The organism is Paraburkholderia adhaesiva (assembly GCF_021390575.1).
GTDB lineage: Bacteria > Pseudomonadota > Gammaproteobacteria > Burkholderiales > Burkholderiaceae > Paraburkholderia > Paraburkholderia adhaesiva.
On sequence record NZ_JAJEJQ010000001.1, the window covers coordinates 48,841 to 74,653 of the forward strand.

The 25,813-nt window shown below is 64.9% G+C and carries 24 protein-coding genes; 15 read left to right on the plus strand and 9 right to left on the minus strand.

The annotated features are described in order from the left end of the window. From ccmC to ccmI, 7 genes are read left to right on the plus strand one after another with little or no spacing between them, the layout of a single operon-like run. Positions 1–744, plus strand: coding sequence for a heme ABC transporter permease CcmC (gene ccmC / locus L0U80_RS00250; protein ID WP_233861677.1), 744 nt, complete (start codon positions 1–3; stop codon positions 742–744). Next, complete coding sequence (locus L0U80_RS00255; RefSeq protein WP_233861679.1) at positions 741–935, plus strand: hypothetical protein; 195 nt, start codon at positions 741–743, stop codon at positions 933–935. Before ccmC ends, L0U80_RS00255 begins: the two co-directional genes overlap by 4 nt. After that, the gene (gene ccmE / locus L0U80_RS00260; RefSeq protein WP_233861681.1) at positions 932–1,408 is read left to right on the plus strand and encodes a cytochrome c maturation protein CcmE; all 477 of its coding nucleotides are present in this window, start codon (positions 932–934) and stop codon (positions 1,406–1,408) included. Before L0U80_RS00255 ends, ccmE begins: the two co-directional genes overlap by 4 nt. After that, positions 1,405–3,480, plus strand: a complete 2,076-nt coding sequence (locus L0U80_RS00265; RefSeq protein ID WP_233861683.1) for a heme lyase CcmF/NrfE family subunit — start codon at positions 1,405–1,407, stop codon at positions 3,478–3,480. The genes ccmE and L0U80_RS00265 overlap by 4 nt, the downstream gene beginning before the upstream one ends. Next, positions 3,477–4,031, plus strand: a complete 555-nt coding sequence (locus L0U80_RS00270) for a DsbE family thiol:disulfide interchange protein (protein WP_233861685.1) — start codon at positions 3,477–3,479, stop codon at positions 4,029–4,031. Before L0U80_RS00265 ends, L0U80_RS00270 begins: the two co-directional genes overlap by 4 nt. A 32-nt stretch (positions 4,032–4,063) precedes the next feature. Next, the gene (locus tag L0U80_RS00275) at positions 4,064–4,507 is read left to right on the plus strand and encodes a cytochrome c-type biogenesis protein (RefSeq protein ID WP_308444834.1); all 444 of its coding nucleotides are present in this window, start codon (positions 4,064–4,066) and stop codon (positions 4,505–4,507) included. After that, positions 4,504–5,391, plus strand: a complete 888-nt coding sequence (ccmI, locus tag L0U80_RS00280) for a c-type cytochrome biogenesis protein CcmI (RefSeq protein ID WP_233861687.1) — start codon at positions 4,504–4,506, stop codon at positions 5,389–5,391. The genes L0U80_RS00275 and ccmI overlap by 4 nt, the downstream gene beginning before the upstream one ends. A gap of 113 nt (positions 5,392–5,504) precedes the next feature. Here the strand turns inward: ccmI and arcC are convergent, their stop codons facing one another. The 4 genes from arcC to arcD form a co-directional block, all read right to left on the minus strand. Next, complete coding sequence (arcC, locus tag L0U80_RS00285) at positions 5,505–6,434, minus strand: carbamate kinase (protein ID WP_233861689.1); 930 nt, start codon at positions 6,432–6,434, stop codon at positions 5,505–5,507. A gap of 102 nt (positions 6,435–6,536) precedes the next feature. Then, positions 6,537–7,547, minus strand: a complete 1,011-nt coding sequence (locus L0U80_RS00290; protein WP_233861691.1) for an ornithine carbamoyltransferase — start codon at positions 7,545–7,547, stop codon at positions 6,537–6,539. 71 nt (positions 7,548–7,618) lie between these two features. After that, positions 7,619–8,875: an arginine deiminase gene (arcA, locus tag L0U80_RS00295; protein ID WP_233861693.1), complete on the minus strand. Its 1,257-nt coding sequence runs from the start codon at positions 8,873–8,875 to the stop codon at positions 7,619–7,621. Between the two features lie 15 nt (positions 8,876–8,890). Continuing rightward, positions 8,891–10,369, minus strand: coding sequence for an arginine-ornithine antiporter (gene arcD / locus L0U80_RS00300; protein ID WP_267954656.1), 1,479 nt, complete (start codon positions 10,367–10,369; stop codon positions 8,891–8,893). Positions 10,370–11,202: 833 nt separating this feature from the next. Between arcD and queC the strand changes: the two genes are divergently transcribed. The 5 genes from queC (at position 11,203) to L0U80_RS00325 (ending at position 15,048) form a co-directional block, all read left to right on the plus strand. Next, positions 11,203–11,937 carry a 7-cyano-7-deazaguanine synthase QueC gene (gene queC / locus L0U80_RS00305; RefSeq protein WP_233861695.1) on the plus strand — a complete coding sequence of 245 codons (735 nt, stop codon included), beginning with the start codon at positions 11,203–11,205 and terminating at the stop codon, positions 11,935–11,937. Positions 11,938–12,204: 267 nt separating this feature from the next. Further along, positions 12,205–12,837, plus strand: coding sequence for a 7-carboxy-7-deazaguanine synthase (gene queE, locus L0U80_RS00310; protein WP_233861697.1), 633 nt, complete (start codon positions 12,205–12,207; stop codon positions 12,835–12,837). Positions 12,838–12,852: 15 nt separating this feature from the next. Next, on the plus strand, positions 12,853–13,296 hold the full coding sequence (queD, locus tag L0U80_RS00315; protein WP_233865548.1) for a 6-carboxytetrahydropterin synthase QueD: 444 nt from the start codon (positions 12,853–12,855) through the stop codon (positions 13,294–13,296). 256 nt (positions 13,297–13,552) lie between these two features. Next, positions 13,553–14,335, plus strand: coding sequence for an HpcH/HpaI aldolase family protein (locus tag L0U80_RS00320; RefSeq protein WP_233861699.1), 783 nt, complete (start codon positions 13,553–13,555; stop codon positions 14,333–14,335). After that, complete coding sequence (locus L0U80_RS00325) at positions 14,332–15,048, plus strand: tetratricopeptide repeat protein (protein WP_233861701.1); 717 nt, start codon at positions 14,332–14,334, stop codon at positions 15,046–15,048. The genes L0U80_RS00320 and L0U80_RS00325 overlap by 4 nt, the downstream gene beginning before the upstream one ends. 41 nt (positions 15,049–15,089) lie before the next feature. On the opposite strand, the gene rodA is transcribed toward L0U80_RS00325, so the two are convergent. The 5 genes from rodA to L0U80_RS00350 form a co-directional block, all read right to left on the minus strand. Continuing rightward, on the minus strand, positions 15,090–16,256 hold the full coding sequence (gene rodA, locus L0U80_RS00330) for a rod shape-determining protein RodA (RefSeq protein WP_233861703.1): 1,167 nt from the start codon (positions 16,254–16,256) through the stop codon (positions 15,090–15,092). A 39-nt stretch (positions 16,257–16,295) separates the two neighbouring features. Then, complete coding sequence (gene mrdA / locus L0U80_RS00335) at positions 16,296–18,803, minus strand: penicillin-binding protein 2 (RefSeq protein WP_233861705.1); 2,508 nt, start codon at positions 18,801–18,803, stop codon at positions 16,296–16,298. A 126-nt stretch (positions 18,804–18,929) separates the two neighbouring features. Continuing rightward, positions 18,930–19,442: a rod shape-determining protein MreD gene (gene mreD / locus L0U80_RS00340; RefSeq protein WP_233861707.1), complete on the minus strand. Its 513-nt coding sequence runs from the start codon at positions 19,440–19,442 to the stop codon at positions 18,930–18,932. Next, the gene (gene mreC / locus L0U80_RS00345) at positions 19,442–20,614 is read right to left on the minus strand and encodes a rod shape-determining protein MreC (RefSeq protein ID WP_233861709.1); all 1,173 of its coding nucleotides are present in this window, start codon (positions 20,612–20,614) and stop codon (positions 19,442–19,444) included. The genes mreD and mreC overlap by 1 nt, the downstream gene beginning before the upstream one ends. Before the next feature lie 139 nt (positions 20,615–20,753). Next, the gene (locus tag L0U80_RS00350; protein WP_124152902.1) at positions 20,754–21,797 is read right to left on the minus strand and encodes a rod shape-determining protein; all 1,044 of its coding nucleotides are present in this window, start codon (positions 21,795–21,797) and stop codon (positions 20,754–20,756) included. A 533-nt stretch (positions 21,798–22,330) separates the two neighbouring features. On the opposite strand from L0U80_RS00350, the gene gatC reads away from it, so the two are divergent. The 3 genes from gatC (at position 22,331) to gatB (ending at position 25,772) form a co-directional block, all read left to right on the plus strand. Next, complete coding sequence (gatC, locus tag L0U80_RS00355; RefSeq protein WP_233861711.1) at positions 22,331–22,630, plus strand: Asp-tRNA(Asn)/Glu-tRNA(Gln) amidotransferase subunit GatC; 300 nt, start codon at positions 22,331–22,333, stop codon at positions 22,628–22,630. Positions 22,631–22,803: 173 nt separating this feature from the next. Beyond that, positions 22,804–24,294: an Asp-tRNA(Asn)/Glu-tRNA(Gln) amidotransferase subunit GatA gene (gene gatA / locus L0U80_RS00360; protein ID WP_233861713.1), complete on the plus strand. Its 1,491-nt coding sequence runs from the start codon at positions 22,804–22,806 to the stop codon at positions 24,292–24,294. A 2-nt stretch (positions 24,295–24,296) separates the two neighbouring features. Continuing rightward, positions 24,297–25,772: an Asp-tRNA(Asn)/Glu-tRNA(Gln) amidotransferase subunit GatB gene (gatB, locus tag L0U80_RS00365; RefSeq protein WP_233861715.1), complete on the plus strand. Its 1,476-nt coding sequence runs from the start codon at positions 24,297–24,299 to the stop codon at positions 25,770–25,772. Positions 25,773–25,813: the final 41 nt, after the last annotated feature.

Here is a 25,813-nt window from a genome sequence, read left to right on the forward strand (position 1 = left end):
ATGACTCGTCCCCACTGGTTCCGCTATGCCTCGCCGCACACGTTCGCGCCGCTTGCCGCGCGGCTCGCGCCCGCATTCGGCGTCGCCGCGCTGATCCTCATCGCCAGCGGCCTCGCGATCGGCCTCGCGATCGCGCCGACCGATGCGCTGCAGGGCGACATCTACCGGATCATGTTCGTCCATGTGCCGGCGGCGTGGATGTCGATGTTCGTCTACGTCGTGATGGCTGGTTACTGCGCGCTCGGGCTGATCTTCAACACGCGCCTGTCCGCGATGATGGCGCAGGCGCTCGCGCCGTGCGGCGCGGTGTTCACGCTGATCGCGCTCGTCACCGGCGCCCTGTGGGGCAAGCCGGCGTGGGGCGCATGGTGGGTCTGGGACGCCCGGCTGACCTCGGAGCTGATCCTGCTGTTCCTGTACCTCGGCTTCATCGCGCTGCACGCGGCCATCGACGACGCGCGCCGCGCCGATCGCGCGTGCGCCGTGCTCGCGCTGGTCGGTGTGGTCAACATCCCGATCATCTACTTCTCCGTGCAGTGGTGGTACACGCTGCATCAGGGGCCGTCGCTCGGCTTCGGCAGCGGCGTCGCGATGACGGCGTCGATGCTCGCGGGCATCGTCGTGATGACGTTCGGCTTCTGGGCGTATGCGATCGCGTCGACGCTCATGCGCGTGCGCGCGATCATCCGCGCGCGCGAACGCGCGGCGCCGTGGCAGACCAGACTGGAGGAGCAGGCAGCATGAGCCGACTCGCCGATGTCGTGCAGATGCTCGCGCATACGCCGTACCTGAGCGCGGCGCTCGCGTTCACGTTCGTGGTGCTGGCACTCGACGCGTGGGCGGCTGGACGCGATGGCAACGCGGACCCCGCCGCGAACCCTGCCGCGCGCGCACACGCGGACACCCGCACCAACGCCGACGAGCCGCGCTCATGAACACACGCTGGCGCCGCGCGGGCTGGATCGGGGGCGGACTCGTTGCCATCGCGCTCGCGTGTGCATTCGTGTTGAACGCCTTTCGCGCGAACGTCGTCTTCTTTGTGAGCCCCAGCCAGATCGACGCGCGGATCAGCGATACAACGCGAGCGTTCCGGCTCGGCGGCATGGTCGAGCGCGGCTCGTTGCGTCGTGACGCGGATGGCCTGACCGTCCATTTCGTGGTCACGGACAACGTGAGACAGATTGGCGTCGTCTATCGCGGCCTGCTGCCGGACCTGTTTCGCGAGGGCAGCGGTGTGGTCGCGCAAGGCACGCTCGGCGCGGATGGCCAGTTCCACGCGGACCAGGTGCTCGCAAAACACGACGAGAAATACACGCCTCCCGATCTGCACAACCTGAACGCGCACGGCGTAGCCGCCGCGCCGCACACGACGCTTTATCCGAGCGTCGCCACGGGGAGCGGATCGTGATCCCCGAGATCGGTCATTTCGCTTTGATACTCGCGCTACTGCTCGCGCTCGTCAGCAGCGTCGTGCCGCTTTTCGGCGCGCACTACGGCATCGACGCATGGATGCGACTCGCTTGGCCCGTCGCGCGTGCGCAGTTCGGTTTCGTCGCGCTTGCTTTCGGTTGCCTCGCGTGGGCGTTCGTGCATAACGATTTTTCGGTGCTGTACGTCGCCGAAAATTCCCGTTCGACGCTGCCTGCAATCTATCGCTTCACCGCCGTTTGGGGCGGCCACGAAGGATCGCTGTTGCTGTGGATGCTCTGGCTCACGCTGTGGATGGTCGCGGTGACCTGCTTCGGACGGCAACTGCCGGTCGAGATCGTCGCGCGCGTGCTGGCGGTGATGAGCTGGATCGCGTCCGGCTTTCTGCTATTCATGCTGTTCACGTCGAACCCGTTCGTGCGGCTCCTGCCGCCGATGCTCGACGGACGCGGGCTCAATCCGCTGCTGCAGGACCCCGGCATGGTCTCGCATCCGCCGATTCTGTACATGGGCTATGTCGGTTTCTCGGTGGCGTTTGCGTTCGCAATTGCCGCGCTGCTCTCGGGGCGGCTCGACTCGGCGTGGGCGCGCTGGTCGCGTCCGTGGACGGCGGCGGCATGGGTGTTTCTGACGCTCGGCATCATGCTCGGCAGCGGCTGGGCGTACTACGAACTCGGCTGGGGCGGATGGTGGTTCTGGGACCCGGTCGAGAACGCATCGTTCATGCCGTGGCTTGCCGGGACGGCGCTGATCCATTCGCTCGCCGTCACGGAAAAGCGCGGCGGCTTCAGGCGCTGGACCGTGCTGCTCGCGATCTGCACGTTCGCGCTCTGTCTGCTCGGCACGTTCCTCGTGCGCTCTGGCGTCGTGACGTCCGTTCACGCGTTCGCCGCCGATCCGGCGCGCGGCGTGTTCATTCTCGGTTTCCTTGCACTGCTTGTCGGCGGTGTGCTGCTGCTGTACGCGTGGCGCGCGCCGCACATTCCACCAGGGCCCGGGTTCGAGCCCGTGTCCCGCGAGGCGCTGCTTCTGTCGAATAACGTGCTGCTCATCGTGGCCGCCGGTTCGGTGCTGCTCGGCACGCTGTATCCGATGGCACTCGAAGTGCTGCGCCTCGATCGCGTTTCGGTCGGGCCGCCTTACTTCGACAGCGTATTCGTCCCGCTCATGGCGCCCGCTGTTTTCCTGATGGGCATCGGTCCGCTCGCGCGCTGGAAAAGCGCACGCGTTCCCGATCTGGCCGTGCGCTTGCGCTGGGCCGCGCTGGTCAGTTGCGCGACCGCGGTGGTTTTGCCGCTGTTGCTCGGCAGCTGGCGTCCTCTGATCGGACTCGGCATCCTGCTCGCCGCCTGGAGCGTCGCGACCGTCGCGGTCGGTGTTCGCGAACGCGTCGGCGGACAGTCGGGCCCGCTGCTCGCGCGCTGTGCCCGCATTCCACGCGCCACGTATGGGATGTGGCTCGCGCATTGCGGTGTGGGCGTGTTCATCGTCGGCGTAACACTCGTGAATGGATTCGAAGCGGAGCGCGATCTGCTGATGCATCGTGGCGACAGCGTCTCGCTCGGCGCGTACCGCTTTCGGTTCGACGGCACGGACAAAGTGAGCGGACCGAACTGGCAGGGCACGCGCGCGGCCATCACGGTGACGAAAGACGACGCGCCGGTGGCAACGCTGCATCCGGAGAAGCATTTGTTCAACGCGCAGGACACGCCGATGACCGAAGCGGCAATCGACCACGGCGTGCTGCGCGATCTCTATGTGGCGCTGGATCAGTCGACGCCCGATGGCGGATGGACGCTGCGCATCCAGATCAAGCCGTTTGTGCGCTGGATCTGGGCTGGCTGTGTGTTGATGGCGCTCGGCGGCGTGCTGGCCGCGAGCGACCGGCGCTACCGGCTGGCGCCATCACGTGGGCGACGTGAGGTGGCACGTGTGCTCGATCCGTCGAGTGCGGCGGGTGCTTCCCTTGCCCCGGTCGACTCTGCTGCCTCCACCGCCTCGCCGCACATCGTCGGCGTGCCGCCCGCTTCCGCGAGCGAGGCCAGCCAATGAAACACGGCCCCATGCGCTACCTGCTCGTGCTCGTCGGCTTCGGCGTGCTGGTCGCGCTGCTCGCGGCCGGGTTGCGGCACGATCCGCGAGAACTGCCGTCTGCGCTGATCGGGCAGCGCGCGCCGGACTTCGATTTGCCGCGCCTCGCCGATTCCGGCGCGACCGACGAGCGGCTGTCCGCAGGCGCGCTGCGCGGACAGGTGTGGATACTGAACGTATGGGCGTCGTGGTGCGACTCGTGCCGCGACGAACATCGCACGCTGGAGCAACTCGCGGGGCGCCACGTCGTGCCGGTCTACGGCCTCGACTACAAGGACGATCCCGCCAACGCGCGCCAATGGCTCGCCGACGCGGGCAACCCGTACACGGCGTCGCTCGTCGACCGCGACGGACAGACCGGCATCGACTTCGGCGTGTACGGTGTGCCTGAGACGTTCGTGGTCGATCGCGCGGGCGTGATCCGATATCGGCATGCGGGGCCACTGACGAACGCATTGGTCGACAGCACGATTCTGCCGCTCGTTCAAACGCTGCAACAGGATCCGTCATGATGAGGATGCCGAAGCGATTCGTCGCCATGTTGATGCTGCTGCTCGCCTGTGCGATCTGTCCGGTTGCGCGCGCGCAGTTCGCTAGCGGCGCCAACGAGGACGCGCGCGTGCGCGCAATCGCGAGCACCTTGCGCTGCCTCGTTTGCCAGAACCAGACCCTGGCCGATTCGAACGCCGATCTTGCGGCCGACCTGCGCGAGCGGATCCGCGAGCAGGTTCGCGCCGGTGCGACCGACGACGACATTCGCGCGTACATGGTGCGTCGCTACGGCGATTTCGTGCTGTATCAGCCGCCGCTGAAGCCGGTGACCTGGTTGCTGTGGTTTGGTCCGTTCATCGCGCTCGTGGCCGCCGCGCTCGCGCTGTTCGCGGGCATCCGGCGTCGTCGGCACGTCCGCGCGCGCACGCTCGATGAGCAGGAGCGCGAGCAGATGCACGTGCTGCTTGCCGATACCGACGAGGGCCCCGCCCGATGATCGCGTTCTTCATGATCGCCGCTGCGATGACGGTCGTCGCCCTGCTCTGTGTGCTAACGCCGCTGCTGCGCCGCACGCCGACGGCGCACGCATCCGGCACCGCGCGCACGCTGGCGGTGGCGGTTTTTCGCGCGAATCTCGCGGAAGTCGAACGGGATGTATCTGCTGGCCTGCTCGCGAAGGAACATCGCACCGACGCGCGGCTGGAACTCGAACGGCAACTGGTCGACGACACGCGGTTGCAGCCAGCCGGCGTCGACGCCGTCGAGAGCAGTGGGCGAGGCACATTCCGGCGCGCGGGCATCGCCGCGTTGGTGCTGGCCGTTCTGCCTGCCGCTGCGATGGGTCTGTATCTGCAGCTCGGCAATCCAATCGCGATTCCGCTGCTAGCGGGTGACGGAATCGGTCTCGCCGACGATCACGCGATGCTCGAAAGCACGCCCGAAATCATGGTCACGCGGCTCGCCGTGCGTCTCGCGCGCGAGCCCGGCGATGCGGACGGCTGGGTGCTGCTCGGACGTTCGTACGCTGTGCTCGCGCGCTATGACGATGCCATCACCGCGTATCGACGCGCACTGGCGCTGGTGCCGGATCAGGCGCAGTGGCTGGCCGATCTTGCCGATATCGAAGCGACGGCCGCTGGCGGCGATCTGAACGGCGCGGCACGCGCGAGCATCGAGGCGGCGCTCACGGCCGACCTTGACAATCCGAAGGCGCTGGCACTGGCCGGCTCGGCCGCGTTCGACCGGCGCGACTACACGGCGGCGATCGACTATTGGCAGCGCCTCGCCGCATTGCCGGAGATCAGCGAGGAAGCGGCGGCGCAGGCGCGAGCGAACGCGTCGGTCGCACAGGATCGGCTAGGTGCCTCTGCGAAACCCTGATCGCGATACCCGATTTCCTGGCTACCCGTACTGCGCAGGTTGATGCCGACGCCCTGCGGACAGTGTCGCGCGGTTTGCGCCCTCGCCTCGATATGTAGTCCGCGCGAGTCTGCTCAATAGAAAACCACCCCGGGATTCCCGGTGCTTACGCGTGTGCCCGCCTTGCCTTGGGTAATCGCCACGATATCGGACAGCGCGCCGATCACCGCATCTTTGCCCGTAATGCGCGCGAACTCCGAAGCCGCCATCACTTTCGGCCCCATCGAACCGGCCGCAAATCCCAGCTTCTCCAGTTCGTCTGGATGCGCGCTCGCGATCGCCTTTTGCGTCGGCTTGCTCCAGTCGAGATAGGCTGCGTTCACGTCGGTTGCGATGATGAGGAGGTCGGCGTCCAGTTCCTGCGCGAGCAGCGCCGAGCACAGATCCTTGTCGATCACCGCTTCCACGCCGCCCAGCTTGTGGCCCTCGCCATATAGCGTGGGAATGCCGCCGCCACCCGCGCAGATCACGATCGTGCCGCGTTCCAGCAGCCACTTCACCGGGCGGATTTCGAAGATGTGCTTCGGCCGCGGACTCGCCACCACGCGGCGGAATTTGTCGCCATCGGGGGCGATGACCCAGCCGCGTTCGGCGGCCAGCTTCTCGGCCTGCTCTTTCGTGTAGACGGGGCCGATCGGCTTGGTCGGATGCTGAAAGGCCGGATCTTTGGCATCCACTTCGACCTGCGTGAGGATGGTCGCGAAGGGCACCTCATAAGGCAGCAGGTTTCCGAGTTCCTGCTCGATCATGTAGCCAATCATGCCTTCGGTCTGCGCGCCGAGCACGTCGAGCGGGTAGCCCGGCACTTCCTTGTAGGCCTCGCCCTGCAGTGCGAGGAGACCGACTTGTGGTCCGTTACCGTGCGCGATCACGAGTTCGTTGCCGTCCGCGATCTGTGCGATCTGCGTGGCCGCGAGACGCACGTTTTCGCGCTGGTTTTCCGCCGTCATCGGCTCGCCGCGACGCAGCAGCGCGTTGCCGCCAAGCGCAATCACGATTCGCATGTTGCACTCCCAGGTTGTGAATGTCGTAAGAGCGAGGCGCTCGCGCAGGCCAGCCGGGTATGGCACCCGGCGGCCGGCGCGCGCCCCGTCAAGCCGTGCGGTTCACAGGTCGGCAAGCGTCGAGACGAGGATTGCCTTGATCGTGTGCATGCGGTTTTCCGCCTGCTCGAAAGCGAGGTTGAGCGGCGATTCGAACACTTCCTCCGTGACCTCGACGCCGCCCTTCAGCTCCGGATACTTGTCGGCGATCTGCTTGCCGATAACGGTTTCGCTGTTGTGGAAGGCGGGTAGGCAGTGCATGAAACGCGTTTGCGGATTGCCGCTCGCCTTCATTATCGCCATGTTCACCTGGTAGGGAAGAAGCACCTTGATGCGCTCGCCCCAGGCTTCCATCGGCTCGCCCATCGATACCCACACATCGGTATGGACGAAATCCACGCCCTTGACGGCAGCCTTCGGGTCTTCGGTCAGCAGCATGCGCGCGCCGCTTTCTTCAGCGAACTGCTTGCACTGAGTCACGAGTTCCTCGTGTGGCCACAGCGATTTCGGCGCCGAAATGCGAACGTCCATGCCTAGCTTCGCGCCAATGAGCAGCAGCGAATTCCCCATGTTGTTGCGCGCGTCGCCGAGGTACGCGTAACTGATCGACGTGAGCGGCTTATCGGAATGCTCGCGCATGGTGAGTACGTCGGCGAGCATCTGTGTCGGGTGGTATTCGTCGGTCAGGCCATTGAACACCGGTACACCGGCGAATTTCGCCAGTTCCTCGACGATCTCCTGCTTGAAGCCGCGATATTCGATTGCGTCGTACATGCGCCCGAGCACACGTGCCGTGTCCTTCATGCTCTCCTTGTGGCCGATCTGCGAAGAGGTCGGGTCGATATAGGTGACGTTCGCGCCCTGGTCATAAGCGGCGACCTCGAACGCGCAGCGCGTGCGCGTGGACGTCTTTTCGAAGATCAGTGCAATGTTCACGCCCTTGAGGTGCTGCTGCTCGGTTCCTGTGTACTTGGCGCGCTTGAGATCGCGCGAGAGGTCGAGCAGATATCTCAACTCCCGGGTGCTGTGGTGCATCAGGCTGAGCAGGCTGCGGTTGCGCAGGTTGAAAGCCATTTCGGTTCTCCATTGCGAATGCAGTTGGAATGCAGGTATTCAGGCCATCACGTTTGGCCGGGACACAACGTTCACAAATCCACGGCGTCGCGCACGATCGGGCATGTCATGCAGTGACCGCCGCCGCGCCCGCGGCCCAGCTCGCTCGCCGTGATCGTGATGACTTCCACGCCGGCCTTGCGCAGCAGAGTATTCGTGTAGGTGTTGCGGTCGTAGCCGATCACTACGCCGGGTTCGAGGCACACCACGTTGTTGCCGTCGTCCCACTGCTCACGCTCGGCCGCGAACGCGTTGCCGCCGGTTTCGACAATGCGCAGTTCCTTGAGGCCCATCGCTTCGCCTACGACTTCCACGAAGGGCTTTTCCTCGCGGCGCAGATCGAGCTTCGATGGACTCTTGTCGTCGGGGCGAATCGAGAACGGAATGATCTCGCCGACCACTTCGGGGAAGATCGTCACGAGGTCGCGGTCGCAGAAGCTGAACACCGTGTCGAGGTGCATGGCTGCGCGCGACTTGGGCAGGCCCGCCACGACGATGCGCTTGGCGCCGCCTTTGGCGAAGATGTTTTGTGCAAGCCGCCCGATTGCCTGGCGGCTCGAACGCTCACCCATGCCGATGAGCACGACGCCATTGCCGATCGGCATGACATCGCCGCCTTCGAGCGTGGCCGCGCCATGGTCCTCGTCGGGGTCGCCGTACCAGACCTCGAAGTCCTTGCCGGCGAATTCCGGGTGATACCGGTAGATGGCCGTAGTGAGCAGCGTTTCCTGGCGGCGTGCCGGCCAGTACATCGGGTTGAGCGATACGCCCTTGTAAATCCAGCAGGTCGTGTCGCGCGTGAAGACCGTATTGGGCAGCGGGGCCAGCACAAAGCTAGAGTAGCCGAGGTAGCGGCGGAACTCCTTGAGGATCTTGCTTTGATCGGTTTCCGGAATATCTTCGGCGACGACACCGCCAATCAGAAACTCCGCGAGCCGGCGCGGCTCGATCCCTTCCAGCCAGCTGCGTACCTCGCCGGCAAGCGAAACGCCCACCGTCTCGGGGCGAATCTTCCGGTCGAGAATGAATTTCAGCGCATCGGGGTTTTGTACCGTTTCGGTCAGAAGGTTGTGCATTTCGAGCACTTCAATGCCGCGGTCCCGCATCTTCGTCACGAAGTCGAAGTGGTCGCGCTTGGCCTGGCTCACCCAGATGACGTCGTCGAATAGCAGTTCGTCGCAGTTGCTTGGCGTGAGGCGTTGATGCGCGAGCCCGGGGGAGCAGACCATAACCTTGCGCAGCTTGCCCGCCTCGGAGTTGACGCCAAAGGCGACAGTGTCCGTACTCATAGGAAACTCCTCGAATCAGAGGGTGAGAAAGCCCTTGTAGAGGCCGAAAGCCGCGATGAGCGCGCCAATCAGTACCGCGGCGAACACGAAAATCTCCACGGTCGTGAAGACGGGTTTGCCGATCTCGCGTTTCGCGCGTGCGAACAGGATCACACCGGGCGCGTAGAGCAGCGCCGAGAGCAGCACGTATTTGAGCCCGCCCGCGTAGATGAGCCAGATCGCGTAGATCACGGCGATGAGCGAGATGATCATGTCCTTGGTGCGCGGGCCGCTGTCCACCTCGTAGGTCTCGCCGCGCAGCGTCAGCAACAACGCGTAGGCCGCCGACCAGAAATAGGGCAGCAGGATCATCGAGGTCGCGAGATAGATGAGCGAGAGATACGTGCCCTTGGAGAACAGCGTGATGATGAGAAAGAGCTGGACCATGGCGTTCGTGAGCCAGAGCGCGTTGGCCGGCACGTGCTTCGCATTCTCTTTGCGCAGGAAGCTCGGCATGGTGTGATCGCGCGCGGCCGAGAAAATGATTTCGGCGCAAAGCAGCACCCAGGAAAGCAGCGCGCCGCACAGCGATATGACGAGCCCGACGCTAATGAGGATCGCGCCCCAGTGGCCGACCACATGTTCGAGAACACCCGCCATCGAAGGATTTTGCAGTTCGGCCAGTTTGGGTTGCGTGAGCACGCCGAGCGAGAGCACGTTCACGAGCACGAGCAGCAGGAGCACGCCCACGAAGCCGATGACCGTCGCCTTGCCGACATCGCTGCGCTTTTCCGCGCGCGCGGAAAAGATGCTCGCGCCTTCAATGCCGATGAACACCCACACCGTCACGAGCATCATGTTGCGAACCTGGTTCGACACGCTGCCGAGCTTGGGATTCATTTGGCCCCAGAAGTCGGAGTTGAAGGTGCCGCTGTTGAACGCAAACGCGCAGATGATGATGAAGAGGCACAGCGGAATGAGTTTGGCCACCGTGGTGATCTGGTTGACGATCGCGGCTTCCTTGATGCCTCGCAGCACGAGAAAATGCAGCAACCAGAGCAGCACCGAGGCGCAGATCACGGCAACGAGCGTGTTGCCTTCGCCAAAGATCGGAAAGAAGTAGCCGAGCGTGCTGAAGAGGAGAACGAAGTAGCCAACGTTGCCTAACCAGGCACTGATCCAGTAGCCCCACGCCGAACCGAAGCCCATAAAGTCGCCGAAACCGGCTTTTGCGAAGGCATACACCCCGCCGTCGAGTTCGGGCTTGCGCAGCGCTAGCGACTGGAATACGAATGCGAGCATGAGCATGCCGACTGCGGTGATCAACCAGCCGATCAGCACTGCACCGGCGTCTGCGCTGACCGCCATATTCTGCGGAAGGGAAAAGATGCCGCCACCCACCATCGACCCGACAACGAGGGCAGTGAGCGCACCGAGCCGCAGCTTGCTGGAAGCGGGCGTGGCAGCGCTATCGGGCGTCGCAGCGGGACGGGGCGTAGACGTGGAATCGGACATGGGGAGTCTCCCATACGAGCCGGCCCGTCGCAGATTTCGCGCTGCGCACCAACCGGTAAGATTTTTGCTTTTGTGCCTCGCGAACTGTGCGGCTTTGCCGAGGCGCAAACCGATGCCGCGCCAGGACTTGTTTAATCTATAGGTGACACGAATTTTGGCAATACGACTTTGGTCCAATACCGCGAAGCCACGCGCAAGCATTGCTGCGAATATCATCCTGCAAACCGGAAACGTGTGAGTTGTGCGTGGCAATGGCGCGCGATATCGGCGCGCTGTGTCATTGATACGGATCGAATATCAATCGGGCGTTCGCGAGCGAGCGCAGCGATTAGCGCGAATGGCACGGAGCCGATGCACTGCATTGACAGTCGATCATTGCAACTTCATCGCGGCAACGATCGTCAGCCCGGAAGTGCCTTCATTAAAAGCACACGTTTTTGTCATTCTTCGAAAATGAAAGTCCACCTGATTAAATACGATCAAGATCGCAATCATGTTTTCGTTTAAAGAAGACGATGGCCGTCGTGATGTTTTCTGTTTTTCAGGGCGCAATTGGGGTCGAGCTTTCGCAGCTATCACTGCACGGCACAACGGCAAATCAATCCGCGGAACAGGGATAACCATTTCTTATTGGGGGCAGGTGAGCGAGTCCGACGCGCGAACTCACGAGGTCGCCCGCCCGGTCTTCGGGCGGGTTTGTGACGCAACTGCTACAATTGGCGAGAATTGCAGCCCCAGGATAATCGCGCGATTCCTGGGGCTTTTTCGTTTCTCTGCGGCGCTGCTCCGGCACGTGCGGCGCTGTGCGGGAATCACACACAGGGAGTTTCACGGTGACTCGAACAGACGCTAAAAACAGCGCACTCGTGCTGTTTTCCGGCGGCCAGGACTCGGCCACATGCCTCGCATGGGCGCTCGATCGTTACGATACCGTCGAGACGCTGGGCTTCGACTACGGCCAGCGCCATCGCGTCGAACTGGAGTGCCGTGAGGGCTACCGTACGGCCATCGCGCGCGCGTTTCCCGAATGGGGCAAGCGCCTCGGCGACGATCACATGATCGACCTTTCGGTGCTCGGCTCGATCAGCGATACGGCCATGACGCGCGAGATCGAGATCGAGACCGCCGCGACCGGCTTGCCGAACACGTTCGTGCCGGGCCGCAACCTGATGTTCATGACGATCGCCGCTGCGATCGCGTACCGGCGGGGGCTCAAGGTGCTCGTCGGCGGGATGTGCGAGACCGATTTTTCGGGCTACCCCGACTGCCGGGACGACACCATGAAGGCCCTCCAGGTCGCGCTGAACCTCGGCATGGATAGCCGCTTCGTGCTGGAAACGCCGCTCATGTGGCTCGACAAGGCCGATACGTGGCGCCTCGCGCGGCAACTGGGCGGCGAAGAACTCGTCGAACTGGTGCGCGTCGAAACGCACACGTGCTACGTCGGCGAGCGCGCCGAACTGCATCCGTGGGGCTTCGGCTGCGGCGAGTGCCCGGCCTGCAAGCTCCGCAAGCGCGGCTACGAAGCGTATCTCGCGGGCGAGAAGGTCACCGAAGCGCCGGTCTGAGGGCCTGACCGGGTTCGGGCCGAGGCGTGTGCCAGGCTCGGGCGCGAGCGTGGTTTTGGGCGGAACGCTCTGGCTTTTCGCACAGGCTCGGCTCCGTGGCGTGGCACGAACTCAAGGCACGCTGTATAGCGCCGCATCGCGTGCGGCGGCGTCGGGCACAATGCGCTGGAATGAAATCCGGCACGCACGCGCGCGGCGACACCGGCGACACCGGTTGCAGAGCGCTCCCGGCACGCGACTCAACCCGATCCAGGATCAGGCAGCACAATGACTTACGCAGTAAAAGAGATTTTCTACACATTGCAGGGCGAAGGCGCGAACGCCGGGCGTCCGGCCGTCTTTTGCCGGTTCGCCGGCTGCAATCTGTGGTCCGGCCGCGAAGAGGACCGGGCCGAAGCCGCGTGCCGCTTCTGCGACACCGATTTCGTCGGCACCGACGGCGAGAACGGCGGCAAGTACCGCAGCGCCGACGAACTGGTCGCGAAGATCGCGTCGCTGTGGCCCGAGGGCGAAGGCAACCGCTTCGTGGTGTGCACGGGCGGCGAGCCGATGCTGCAGATCGACGCGCCGTTCGTCGACGCGCTGCACGCCGCCGGCTTCGAGATCGCCATCGAAACGAACGGTTCGTTACCGGTGCTGGAGTCGATCGATTGGGTCTGCGTGAGCCCGAAGGCCGACGCGCCGCTCGTCGTTACAAAAGGCAACGAACTGAAGGTCGTGGTGCCGCAGGACAACCAGCGCCTCGCCGACTACGCGAAACTGGACTTCGAGTATTTCCTCGTCCAGCCGATGGATGGCCCGTCGCGCGACCTGAACACGAAACTCGCCATCGACTGGTGCAAGCGGCATCCGCAATGGCGCCTTTCGATGCAGACTCACAAATACCTGAACATCCCCTGAAGCGGAAGCACCGTGCTGACGATCACCCGAAAACTCGAATTCGATGCGGGCCACCGCATCCCCGACCACCGCAGCCAGTGCCGTAACCTGCACGGGCATCGCTACGTGCTCGAGATCACGCTGCAAGGCGATCTCATCGAGACCGAAGGCGCGCCCGACCGCGGCATGGTGATGGACTTCGCCGACGTGAAGTCGCTCGCGAACCAGCACCTCATCGACCTGTGGGATCACGCGTTTCTCGTCTACGAGGGCGACACGCAGGTGCGCGGTTTCCTCGAAACGCTGCCGGGCCACAAGACCGTCGTGATCGACCGTATTCCGACCGTCGAGAATCTTGCAGCCATCGTGTTCGAGATTCTCGCGAACGTCTACGATGCCCACTACGGTGTGAATCTGCGGCTCCATAAAGTGCGCCTCTCCGAGACGCCGAACTGCTGGGCCGAAGTCATCCGCGACTGACCCTCGCGCATCCTCGCGCTCCGGCCATTGCCTTTCCCGCCTGCTGTTGCAGGCGCTCGCGTACGCGCTCTAGCGCCCCGGGTTTTCCGCCCGATGACGATACGCGTTGTCGCGGTATGATCGCTCGAGCAAGGCCGCGCACCCTCGTGCGCGGACACAAAACTCAAACGATGCGAGACATGCAGGTTGCGGCGCCGCCGGGCCACACGGCCCGGGCATGACGCGTGCGGCTCGCAGACTCGCCGGGAGCGCGGCGATGAGCACTTTCACCAATCCCCTGAAAGAGCGCCTGAAAGAAGCGGAGCCGCTCTACGGCCTGTGGCTGTCGATGGGCAGCGAGACCGCCGCCGAGGCGCTCGCGCACGCCGGTTTTGACTGGCTCCTGATCGACATGGAGCATGCGCCGAACGACAGCGCCGACACGGTCGCCCAGCTGCGCGCTATCGCAGCCGCCCATTTACCGACCGAACCCGTCGTGCGCCTGCCGACGACCGAGCCGTGGCTCGTCAAGCGCGTGCTCGATGCGGGCGCGCGCACGGTGATGTTTCCGAACATTGGCTCGGCCAAAGAAGCGGCGTGCGCCGTGAGCCTCACGCAGTATCCGGGCGAACGCACGCCCGACGGGCGGCGCGGTGTGGCTGGCGTCGTGCGCGCGGCCGGCTACGGCATGCGGCGCGACTACCTGCACGGCGCGAACGCACAGATCGCGGTCATCGTGCAGATTGAATCGGCGTCGGCGCTCGAAGAGGTCGAGCAGATTGCGGCGACGCCGGGCGTCGATTGTCTCTTTGTCGGCCCCGCCGACCTCGCTGCGAGCCTCGGCCATCTGGGCGATTCGAAACACCCCGACGTCACTGCGGCGATGCTGCGCATCGTCGCGGCGGCGCGTGGCGCGGGCGTGGCCGCAGGCATCTTCGCGATGGATGCTGTGCAGGCGAAGCAGTATCGTGAGATGGGTTTCAGCTTCATCGCGCTCGCCGCCGACGTGATCTGGCTCGTGCGCGCGACGCGTCAGGCCTTGCAGGAGGCGAGATCATGAAGTGCAGCAAAGGCGCGTTCGCACGAGCGGCCGCCGGATTTTTCGCCGCCACCGCAGCGGCGGCATGCTTCGCGGCCGGGGCGTCCGCCGCGAAGGGTGTGAGTGCAGAAACGGACCCCGCGACGGCCACCGCCGTAGCCGACTACAACGCAAGCAACCTGGACGCCGCGCGCAAGGAGTTCCACGCGGCGGCCGCGCGCGGCAACCGTCTCGCGGAATTCGACTACGCGATGATGCTGCTCAACGGCGAGGGCGGGGCGACGGACGTCGGCGAAGGCCGCAAGTGGCTGCGCAAGGCCGCCGACGCAAACATGTCGCACGCGCAGTACGTCTACGGGAAGATGTACGACGATGGCGACTTCGTCGAGCGTGATCCGGCAGCGGCGCACCAGTGGTTCCTGAAGGCGGCGAAACAGGGCCACGTGCAGGCACAGCTGGCGCTCGCGAACCAGTTCCTCGACGGACGCGGCACGACGCGTGACAACAAGCAGGCGTTCTACTGGTACAAGAAGGCTGCCGAAGGCGGCGACATGACGGCGCAATACGTGACCGGCTCGTTCTACGAGCACGGCGGCGATGGCGTACCGAGGAACATCAACGTCGCACGCGCGTACTACGCGGCGGCGGCGGCGCAGGGCGACCGGGTGGCGCTGCTCAAGTACCAGCAGTTGAGCGAGCAGTTGCAGAAGTCGACGCCAGGCGCGACGCAGTAGGCACCGCAGGCAAGCGGCGCCGCGCCGCGCTCGGGCGCAGACTAGCTCTGCATGAGCCGCCTGTGGCGGCCAACGCTCATGATGAGTCCGATCGCGATACCGAGCGTCGTGAGCGCGGTTCCGCCATAACTCATGAACGGCAGCGGCACGCCCACCACGGGCAGGATGCCGCTCACCATCCCGATGTTCACGAATGCGTAGGTGAAGAAGGCCATCGTCAACGATCCGGCCAGTAATCGCCCGAACAGCGTTGCGCCGTTCGCGGCGATAAAGAGTCCGCGCGCGATCAGGCACATATAAAGCGTGAGCAGCACGATCCCGCCCAGCATGCCGAATTCCTCGGAGAACACCGCGAAAATGAAGTCGGTGTGCTTTTCGGGGATGAATTCGAGGTGCGACTGCGTGCCCTTGAGCCAGCCCTTGCCAAGCGGCCCGCCCGAGCCGATGGCGATCACGGCCTGAATCGTGTGGAAGCCCTTGCCGAGCGGGTCGGAGGTCGGGTCGAGCAGCGTGCAGATGCGGTGCTTCTGATAGTCGTGCATGAGCGGCCAGTTCACCTGCGGCTGGCAGATCTTGTCCTGGAACGCCGCAATCGACGCGACCGCGATCACACCCGCGATCAGCACCGGCACGATCAGCCGGAACGAAAGCCCCGCGAAATAGATCACGAAGAAGCCCGACGCGAACACGAGCACGGCCGTGCCGAGGTCGGGCTGCTTGGCGATCAGACCGACCGGCACGAGCAGGATGATGAAGCCGACGAGAAAGTCGTACCAGCGCATCACGCCCTCGCGGCGCTGGTAGTACCACGCGAGCATGAGCGGCGTGGCGATCTTGAGAATTTCCGACGGCTGGATCACGACGCCCACATTGATCCAGCGTTTTGCGCCCTTGCGCGTGAGTCCGAACATCGCGACCGCAACTAGCAGCGCGATCCCGAACGTGTACATCGGCACGGCGAAGCGCATCAGCGTTGTGGGCGGCACATTTGCGAGTGCCCACATCAGCACGAACGTCAGCATGATGTTGCGCACCTGGTCTTCGACGCGGCCCGGCATGTCGAGGCTCGCGCTGTACAGCGTCACGATGCCCACGCACAGCAGCAGGAACACGACGAGCGCGAGCGGCCGGTCGAAGCCGATGAAGAGCTTGCGGATCGTGTCGAGCACCGCGCGCTTGTCGATCTTGTCGAACTGGAAGAAGGGCATGACGGATTCCTTTGTCGTCCGGAGTTAGCGCTTTAGCGCTTACTCCGGTCCCATGTCGATGCCGCCGGTGGCGGCCTTCGGCGCTGCGGCGTCGTTGCGCGATGGCGCGAGCGCAGCGTCCGGCGTGTTCGCCGGATGGCGCGGGCGGCGCGGTCCGTTGCGGCGTGCCGCCGACGCGGCGTCTACGCCGCTCGCGGAGGTGTCGGCGGACAGTGACGTGCCGCCGTTCACGGTATCGGCGACGCGCTGTGCGTCGGGCGAGACCGGCATGCGGCGCACGGCGCCGTCAGCCGGCGCGGCTGCGGCACGCGGGTTCGTGGCGTTGGGGGCGGTCGTACCTGTGGCGCGTGTGGCAGCGGTTGCCGAAGCGCCCGCCGCGCTTGTCGCGCCAGTTGCGCCTGTCGCGCCCGAAGCGGCGCTGGCGGGCGCTACTGCGCCCGCGCCGCCACCGGCTGCACCAGACGCTGCCGCCGCCGAAGCAGCCGCCGCTGCCGATGCCGCGCCCGGTATCGGCAGCGCCTTGAATCCAGCGGCGACTCTCACCGGCTGGGTATCGGCCCCGGCATCCTGCACGGCGGCGCCGATCACCGGCGCGGACGCATCCTGTGCGTCGGACGCCGCCGTGGCCACTTCGGCCTGCAGGGCACCCGGTTTTTGCCGGTCGAGGAGGTAGTAATCGAGCACGCGGCGCGCAATCGGGCCAGCGGCCTGGGCACCCCAGCCACCGTTCTCGACGACCAGCGCGAGCGCGATCTTCGGCTGCTCGGCGGGCGCGAACGCGATGAAGAGCGCGTGGTCGCGCAGATGCTCCGCGAGCGCATGCGCCTGATATTTCGCGCCCTGCAGCGAGAACACCTGCGCCGTGCCGGTCTTGCCCGCCGACGTATATTGGGCGTTGGCGAACACCTGGTACGCGGTGCCGGACGGGTTCATCGTCACGCCTTCCATGCCGCGCTTCACGACGTCGATGTCGCTCTGCGAAACGTCGAGGCGTCCGTTCTGGCTCGGCACGGTGAGGCGCACGTCGTGGGTGAGCGGATTCTCGACGTCCTTCACGAGGTGCGGCTTCATGAGCACACCGTTGTTGGCGAGCGTCGCGGTGGCGTGCGCGAGCTGCAGGATCGTGAACGAGTTGTAGCCCTGGCCGATGCCGAGGCTGATCGTCTCACCCTCGTACCAGCGCTGCGCTTCGGGTTTGCGGTAGGCCTTGCGCTTCCATTCCGTCGACGGCAGGATGCCGCGCGCCTCGCCCGCGATGTCGATGCCGGTAATCTGGCCGAAGCCGAGCGGCTTCATGAAGTTCGCGATGTTGTCGACGCCGAGATCGTGCGCGAGCATGAAGAAGTAGGTGTCGTTGGACACCATGATCGCGCGGTTCATGTCGATCCAGCCCTGGCCGGAGCGCACGTCGTTGTTGAAGCGGTGGCCGCCGAACATGTAGTAGCCCGGATCCTGGAAGCCCCATTGCGGCGTGCGCTTGTGCAGTGTGAGCGCGGCGAGCGCCATGAACGGCTTGTAGGTCGAGCCCGGCGGATACGTGCCGTGCAGCGGACGGTTGAGCAGCGGGTGATCGGACGAGTTGTTGAGTTCGTCCCACGTCTGCTGGTCGATGCCGTCGACGAACGTGTTCGGGTCGAAGCTCGGCGCGGAGACGAACGCGAGAATGTCGCCCGTCGAGGGCTCGATCGCCACGAGTGCGCCGCGCCGTCCGGCGAACGCCTTCTCGGCGACCTCCTGCAGGCCGATGTCGATTGACAGCCGCAGGTTGTTGCCCGGCGTTGCCTGGGTGCGCGACATCGTGCGCACGGGGCGGCCGCCCGCTGTGACTTCGACTTCCTCGAAACCGGTCAGGCCGTGCAGTTCGGTTTCATAGCTCTGCTCGACGCCGATCTTGCCGATGTAGTCGGTGCCGTTGTAGTTGTTCGCGTCCCGACGCGGATCGTAGTGCTCCTGATCGCTGTTGTTCTCGTCGCTTGCGTCGTCGATACGTTCCTGGTCGCGCTGCGAGATCCTGCCGATATAACCGATTACGTGCGCGGCCGTCGTGCCGAGCGGGTACTGGCGGAACAGGCGGGCGCGCACTTCCACGCCGGGGAAGCGGTAGCGCTGGGCGGTGAAGTGTGCGACTTCGTCGTCGGTGAGGCGGGTGCGGATCGGCAGGCTCTCGAAGTTCTTCGAGTCTTCTAGCAGCTTCTTGAAGCGGCGCCGGTCGCGCTGATCGATCGGGATGACCGTCGAGATCTGGTCGATCGTGTTGTCGAGCGTATCGGTCAGCTTCGACGGCGTGATTTCGAGCGTGTAGGCCGAGTAGTTCTTCGCGAGGACGACGCCGTTGCGGTCGGTGATGATGCCGCGATTGGGCACGATCGGCGCAACCGAGATGCGGTTTTCATCGGCCTGCAGCGAATACTTGCTGTGGTTCCAGACCTGCAGCCAGATAAAGCGCAACCCGATCAGCCCGAAACAGACGAACACGAACAGCCCCGCCGCGGCGACGCGCACGCGGAACTTCGAGATCTGTTGCTGGGTGTCCTTGAATTCGGTCATGCAATGAGTCCGGCTTGTGGGCGCATTGGGGTGCGAATTTGCCTCCAACACGCCACGGGCCGGTTTTCGTAAGGTCTAGTCAAACGCTTCTTCCTGCGTCCCTCGGCTCTTTGCGGCGCGCGCCGCTCAGATGGGCCGTGTATCGTCGGGATCGACGGGGCGGCGCTGCGGCAGGAGGAGCACGACGCTCGCAATGGGCCACAGCACGGCGGCGACGAAGCCGCTCACGAGGTAGTCCCAGCCGGGAAACGACGCGCCCATCAGCAGGCGGGTCACGAACGGCACGAGCTGTGTGCCCACCAGTACCGGCATCACGGCGAACGCTTGCACCCCGAGCGACATCCACAGCACGCGACGGTGGATCGTGATCGCGCCATACGACAGCAGCGTGTACGCGAGCGCGTGCTCGCCGAGCAGGCTCGCGTTATGGACGTCCATCAGGAGGCCGAGGGAGAACGCGATGCCCATGCCGACCTTGCGCGGCTGGTGGATGTTCCAGAACAGCAGAACGAGCGCGACGAAATCGGGGACGCCGGGCAGCTTGCCCCACGGCAGCAGGTTCAGCAAAAACGCGGTGGCGAGGCTGAACGCGATGAAATACGGGTTGACCGGCTGAAGGATGTATTGCGGACGCGCCATCACGGATTCTCCCGCGTGGTGGCGTGCGCCGCGCGTTGCTGCGCGGGCCGGGGCGCCGGATTGGCCGCTGGCTTGGCAACGGCAGTGCGGTCAGGCTTCGCTGCCGGTTGGGGCGCGGTTGCTGACGGATTCTGCGGTGCGTTGGCGGTGGTGGTGGGGCTTGGAGCCGTGTTCGCCCCCGCGCCTGTGCCTGCGGTCGCGCCGGGTTTGGCCGCTGCCGTACCGCTCGCCTGTGCGGCCGCTGCCGCCTGCGCCTTGCTCTCCGCGGCTTTCTTCGCGTCCGCCTTCTTTTTCGCGTCGGGGCTGACCGGTTCGAGTTCCGCGGGACGCGGCGGCACTTGCGACACGTAATGCAGCACCAGCACCTGACGCGCGCCGCGCACGGTGGCGACCGGCGCACAGACGACACGCGCAAATGCCGTGTCGGCCTGTTTGTCCACGCGCAGCACCTTCGCGACCGGCAACCCTTGCGGATACACGCCGTCGAGGCCGCTCGTCACGAGTTCGTCGCCGACCTGCACATCGGCGCTGATCGGCACGAAACGCAGGTCGAGCAGTGCGCCTTGCGGCGTGCCGTAGATCACGCTGCGCAGGCCCGTGCGCACGATTTCGACCGGCACCGCCTGATCTTTGTCCGTCAGCAGCGTGACTTCCGACTGCAACGGGAACACGCGCGTGACCTGGCCGATCACGCCGTCCTCACTCACGACGGGCGCGCCGTTCTGGATGTCCTGCTGCGAGCCGCGTCCGATCACGACCTTCTGCGTAAACGGATCGCGCGTGTCGTACTGGATCTCGGCGGGGGTCGCCTGAGCGCCAAAGTGCTGCGACAGCTGCAAGAGGGCACGCAGGTGCGCGTTCTCGGCGGCGAGTATTGCGGCCTGGTTGGCCTGCTGCGAGAGCTGGAGGTTGCGCGCGTGAAGCTGTGTGTTGTCCGAGCGCAGCGTAGCGCTCGTGACGGCGAGGTCGGCGGCGCCGACGAAGAAGTCACGCGGCACGAGGGCCGCGCGCTGCAGCGGGTAAAGGCCTGCCCCGAGTACGCCGCGCACGACTTCCAGAGTCTTGAAGCGGGCGTCAGAGATCAAGAGGACGAGCGACAGCGCGACGAACAAAATGAGCCGCGCAAGTGCCGAAGGGCCTTGCTTGAACAGGGGCGGCGGACTGTATTCCATGGTCGGCGCCGGGGGCGTGTGCAGATAGATAAAACGGTGGCGTCTCAAGGGGCGCCGTTCAGCGGGCGGTTCCAGGCATGGAGCGGCGGGCTAGCCGCCATGCCGTTGTGTGCCGCGCCGCTTGCATGGGGGCCGGTGCTTACTCGTAGGAGAAGATGCTGCCGAGCTTGTCCATGCGCTCGAGCGCCATACCCGACCCGCGCACGACGCAGGTAAGCGGGTCTTCGGCGACGAGCACCGGCAAGCCGGTTTCTTCCGCGAGCAGGCGGTCCAGATCGCGCAACAGCGCGCCGCCGCCCGTGAGCATCATGCCGCGCTCGGCGATGTCGGCGCCGAGTTCCGGCGGCGTCTGCTCGAGCGCGATCTTCACCGACGAGACGATCTGGTTCAGCGGATCGGTGAGGGCTTCCAGGATCTCGTTGCTCGAAATCGTGAAGCTGCGCGGGATGCCTTCCGACAGGTTGCGACCCTTCACTTCCATTTCCTTGACTTCGGAGCCGGGGAAGGCCGAACCGATTTCCTTCTTGATGGCTTCGGCAGTCTGTTCGCCGATCAGCATGCCGTAGTTGCGGCGGATGTAGTTGACGATGGCCTCGTCGAACTTGTCACCGCCGACGCGCACCGAACCCTTATAGACGATGCCGCCGAGCGAGATCACGCCGACTTCCGTCGTGCCGCCGCCGATGTCGACGACCATCGAACCCGTGGCTTCCGACACCGGCAGGCCCGCGCCGATTGCAGCGGCCATCGGCTCTTCGATCAGGTAGACCTGCGAAGCGCCCGCACCGTGCGCGGCTTCCTTGATCGCGCGGCGCTCGACCTGGGTCGAACCGCACGGCACGCAGATGATGATGCGCGGCGACGGCGAGAACATGCGCGATTCGTGAGCGCTCTTGATGAACTGCTTGATCATCTGCTCGGTCACCGTGAAGTCGGCGATCACGCCGTCCTTCATCGGGCGGATCGCCTCGATGTTGCCCGGCACCTTGCCGAGCATCTGCTTGGCTTCCTTGCCGACTGCCTGAATTGTCTTCTTGCCGTTCGGGCCGCCTTCCTGGCGGATCGAAACGACCGAGGGTTCGTCGAGAACGATGCCCTTGCCGCGCATGTAGATGAGCGTGTTGGCGGTGCCAAGGTCGATCGCGAGATCGTTGGAGAAGTAGCTACGCAGAAAACCGAACATTCAAAAATCCTGTCTCGCTTGTAGCCGACCTTCGCATTAAGCGGGTCAAGGACGGCAGCGGAAAAAATTACAGCCCCAGGCCGGGCGCGCCGTTTGAGCCAAGCGCGCCTCGATGAACCTGACACTGCGGGGATGGGTACCGGAGGCAGCCTGGCGGCGTGCCCAGCGTGCCCCGTCTTGCGCTAAACAGACTGCGCCAAACGCATTGCGCCAATCGCGTTGCGACAACCGCATTACGCCCATCGCGCCCTTCGCGCCTCTCGAGACCTATCAGGGTCCCGGTTTAGACCCTTCAAGTTCGCGAAGTACTACGCGCAACCAACGAAAGGCAGACGCAAGGCGGTCCGGGTTTGGGTCGAACGCGTAATGATACCTTATAATTTTGCCTGTTTTACAGGATCCGGAAGGCAGTTTTTGACGATGCCGAAGCTTTATTCGAACGCCGGATCCGGCGCGATAAACCGCTGTTGCAGCACTGTTTTTCAGACAATGCCGCGATGGCTGTAGTAACAGTCCTCTTTTCCGGTGACCGTATGGCCCTGACCCTGAACGATGTGAAGCGAATCGCGCATCTCGCGCGCCTCGAACTGGCCGACGCCGAAGCCGGCAACACGCTCGTCCAACTGAACGATTTTTTCGGTCTCGTCGAGCAGATGCAGGCCGTCGACACGACCGGCATCGCGCCGCTCGCGCACCCGATCGAGCAGATCGAGGACGTGGCGCTGCGCCTGCGCGCGGATGCCGTGACCGAAGTGGTCGACCGCAATGCGCTGCAACGCCCGGCGCCCGCGGTGCAGGACGGTCTGTACCTCGTGCCGCGCGTGATCGAATAACGCGTCGATTTTCCCGTCGCCGCCCGCCTGTGAGCTGCAGGTGGCGCGCGACGGCTCCCCCGATCTCACGGGGCGCGGCCTGACGGTTCGGTGCGGCGCCCCGGATGACGGCGCCGCGCACGCAGGAAACACAGTAAGGGGCGCTGCCGCCATGTTCTTCCAGGAACCACGCAATGCATGAAAAAAGCTTGACCGAACTGCGCGCCGCGCTGGCTGCGAAGGAATGCTCCGCAGTCGAGCTGGCCCAGCTTTATCTGGGGCGAATCGACGCGCATAAGGGTCTGAACGCGTTTGTCGACGTCAACCCGGAACTGACGCTCGCGCAGGCCAAGGCCGCCGACGCGCGCCTCGCCGCGGGCGAAACCGGTGCGCTGCTCGGCCTGCCGCTCGCGCACAAGGACGTGTTCGTCACGCGCGGCTGGCGCTCGACGGCCGGCTCGAAGATGCTCGAAAACTACGTGAGCCCATTCGACGCAACGGTCGTCGACCGGCTCGAGCGCGCGGGCATGGTCTGCCTCGGCAAGACCAACATGGACGAATTCGCGATGGGCTCGTCCAACGAGAACTCGCATTTCGGCGCGGTGAAGAACCCGTGGGATCAGAAGGCGGTGCCGGGCGGCTCGTCGGGCGGCTCGGCGGCAGCCGTGGCCGCGCGCCTCGCGCCCGCCGCAACCGGCACGGACACGGGCGGCTCGATCCGTCAGCCCGCGTCGTTCTCGGGCATCACCGGCATCAAGCCGACCTATGGCCGCGTGTCGCGCTACGGCATGATCGCGTTCGCCTCATCGCTCGATCAGGGCGGCCCGATGGCACAAAGCGCCGCCGACTGCGGCCTTCTGCTCAACGCGATGGTAGGCTTCGACGAGCGCGACTCGACGAGCCTCGAGCGTGATGCCGAAGACTACACGCGCCACCTCGGCAAGACGTGGGGCGCCGATGCAACGGCGGACAAGCCGCTCGCCGGCCTGCGCATTGGCCTGCCGAAGGAATACTTCGGCGCGGGCCTGTCTGCCGACGTTCGCGCGGCCGTCGATGCGGCGCTCAAGGTGTACGAATCGCTCGGGGCCACGCTGGTCGAAGTGACGCTGCCGAAGACCGAACTGTCGATCCCCGTCTACTACGTGATCGCGCCTGCCGAAGCCTCGTCGAACCTTTCGCGTTTCGATGGCGTTCGCTATGGCCATCGCGCAGCCGAATATCGCGACCTGCTCGACATGTACAAGAAGTCGCGCGCCGAAGGGTTCGGCCCTGAAGTGAAGCGCCGGATTCTTGTCGGCACCTACGTGCTTTCGCACGGCTACTACGACGCGTACTACCTCCAGGCGCAGAAGATCCGCCGCATCATTGCGCAGGACTTCCAGGAAGCGTTCAAACAGTGCGACGTCATCATGGGGCCGGTTGCGCCGAGCGTCGCGTGGGACATCGGCGCGAAGGGCGACGATCCTGTGCAGATGTATCTCGCGGACGTGTACACGCTTTCGACGAGCCTCGCCGGCCTGCCCGGCATGAGCGTGCCGTGCGGCTTCGGTGCCGGGGCGAACGCGCAGCGTCCGGTCGGTCTGCAGATCGTCGGCAACTATTTCAACGAGGCCCGCATGCTGCAGGTCGCCGACGCTTTCCAGCGCGCGACCGACTGGCATCGCAAGGCACCGGCAGGGGTGTGAACATGGCAACACAATGGGAAGTCGTTATCGGTCTTGAGACGCACGCGCAGTTGTCGACGGCGTCGAAGATCTTCTCGGGCGCCTCGACGCAGTTCGGCGCCGACGCCAACACGCAAGCCTGCCCCGTCGATCTCGCGCTGCCGGGCGTGCTGCCCGTGATGAACCGCGGCGCCGTCGAGCGCGCGATCCGCTTCGGTCTCTCGATCGGCGCGACGATCGCGCCGCGCAGCATCTTCGCGCGCAAGAACTACTTCTATCCGGATCTGCCGAAGGGCTATCAGATCAGCCAGTACGAGATTCCGGTCGTGCAGGGCGGTCAGATCACGATCCAGGTGCCGGCCAACGAGAAGGCCGGCAAGGAAGCCTACGAGAAGACCGTCAATCTGACGCGCGCGCACCTCGAAGAGGATGCGGGCAAGTCGCTGCACGAAGACTTCGCGGGCATGACCGGCATCGACCTGAACCGCGCGGGCACACCGCTGCTCGAAATCGTCACCGAGCCGGAAATGCGCAGCGCCGCCGAAGCCGTGGCCTACGCGAAGGCGCTGCACAGCCTCGTGATGTGGCTCGGCATCTGCGACGGCAACATGCAGGAAGGTTCGTTCCGCTGCGATGCGAACGTCTCCGTGCGTCCAGTCGGGCAGAAGGAATTCGGCACGCGCGCCGAGATCAAGAACCTGAACTCGTTCCGCTTCCTCGAAGAAGCGATCCTGTTCGAAGTGCGTCGCCAGATCGAGCTGATCGAGGACGGCGGCACCGTCGTGCAGGAAACGCGCCTCTACGACCCGGACAAGCGCGAGACGCGCTCGATGCGCAGCAAGGAAGATGCGCACGATTACCGCTATTTCCCCGATCCCGATTTGATGCCGCTCGTGATCGATTCGGCGTGGGTCGAGCGCGTGAAGGGCGAGATGCCTGAACTGCCCGCGTCGATGCAGGTGCGCTTCGTCGAACAGTACGGTGTGACGCCGTACGATGCGACCGTGCTCACGTCGAGCAAGGCGATGGCGTCGTACTTCGAGGCCGTGGTCGAAAAGGCCGGTGCCGCGCAGGCGAAGGTCGCCGCGAACTGGCTGATGGGCGAAGTCTCGTCGCAGTTGAACCGCGAAGGCCTCGAAATCGACGCGTCGCCGGTCACCGCCGCGCAGCTCGCGCTGTTGCTGCAACGTATCGCCGACGGCACGATCTCTAACAAGATCGCCAAGGAAGTGTTTCTTGCGATGTGGGACGAAAAGGCTTCGGACGAAGCGGCCGCCGACCGCATCATCGAAGCGAAGGGCCTCAAGCAGATCTCCGACACCGGCGCGCTCGAAGCGATCATCGACGAGGTGCTTGCGGCGAACCAGAAGTCGGTGGAAGAGTTCCGCGCGGGCAAGGAGAAGGCGTTCAATGCGCTGATCGGCCAGGCGATGAAGGCAACGAAGGGCAAGGCGAATCCGCAGCAGGTCAATGAGCTGCTGAAGAAGAAGCTGTCCTGAGTGCGCGGTTGAGTGCGCCTTTGCAGGACGGCGTCGCGCGG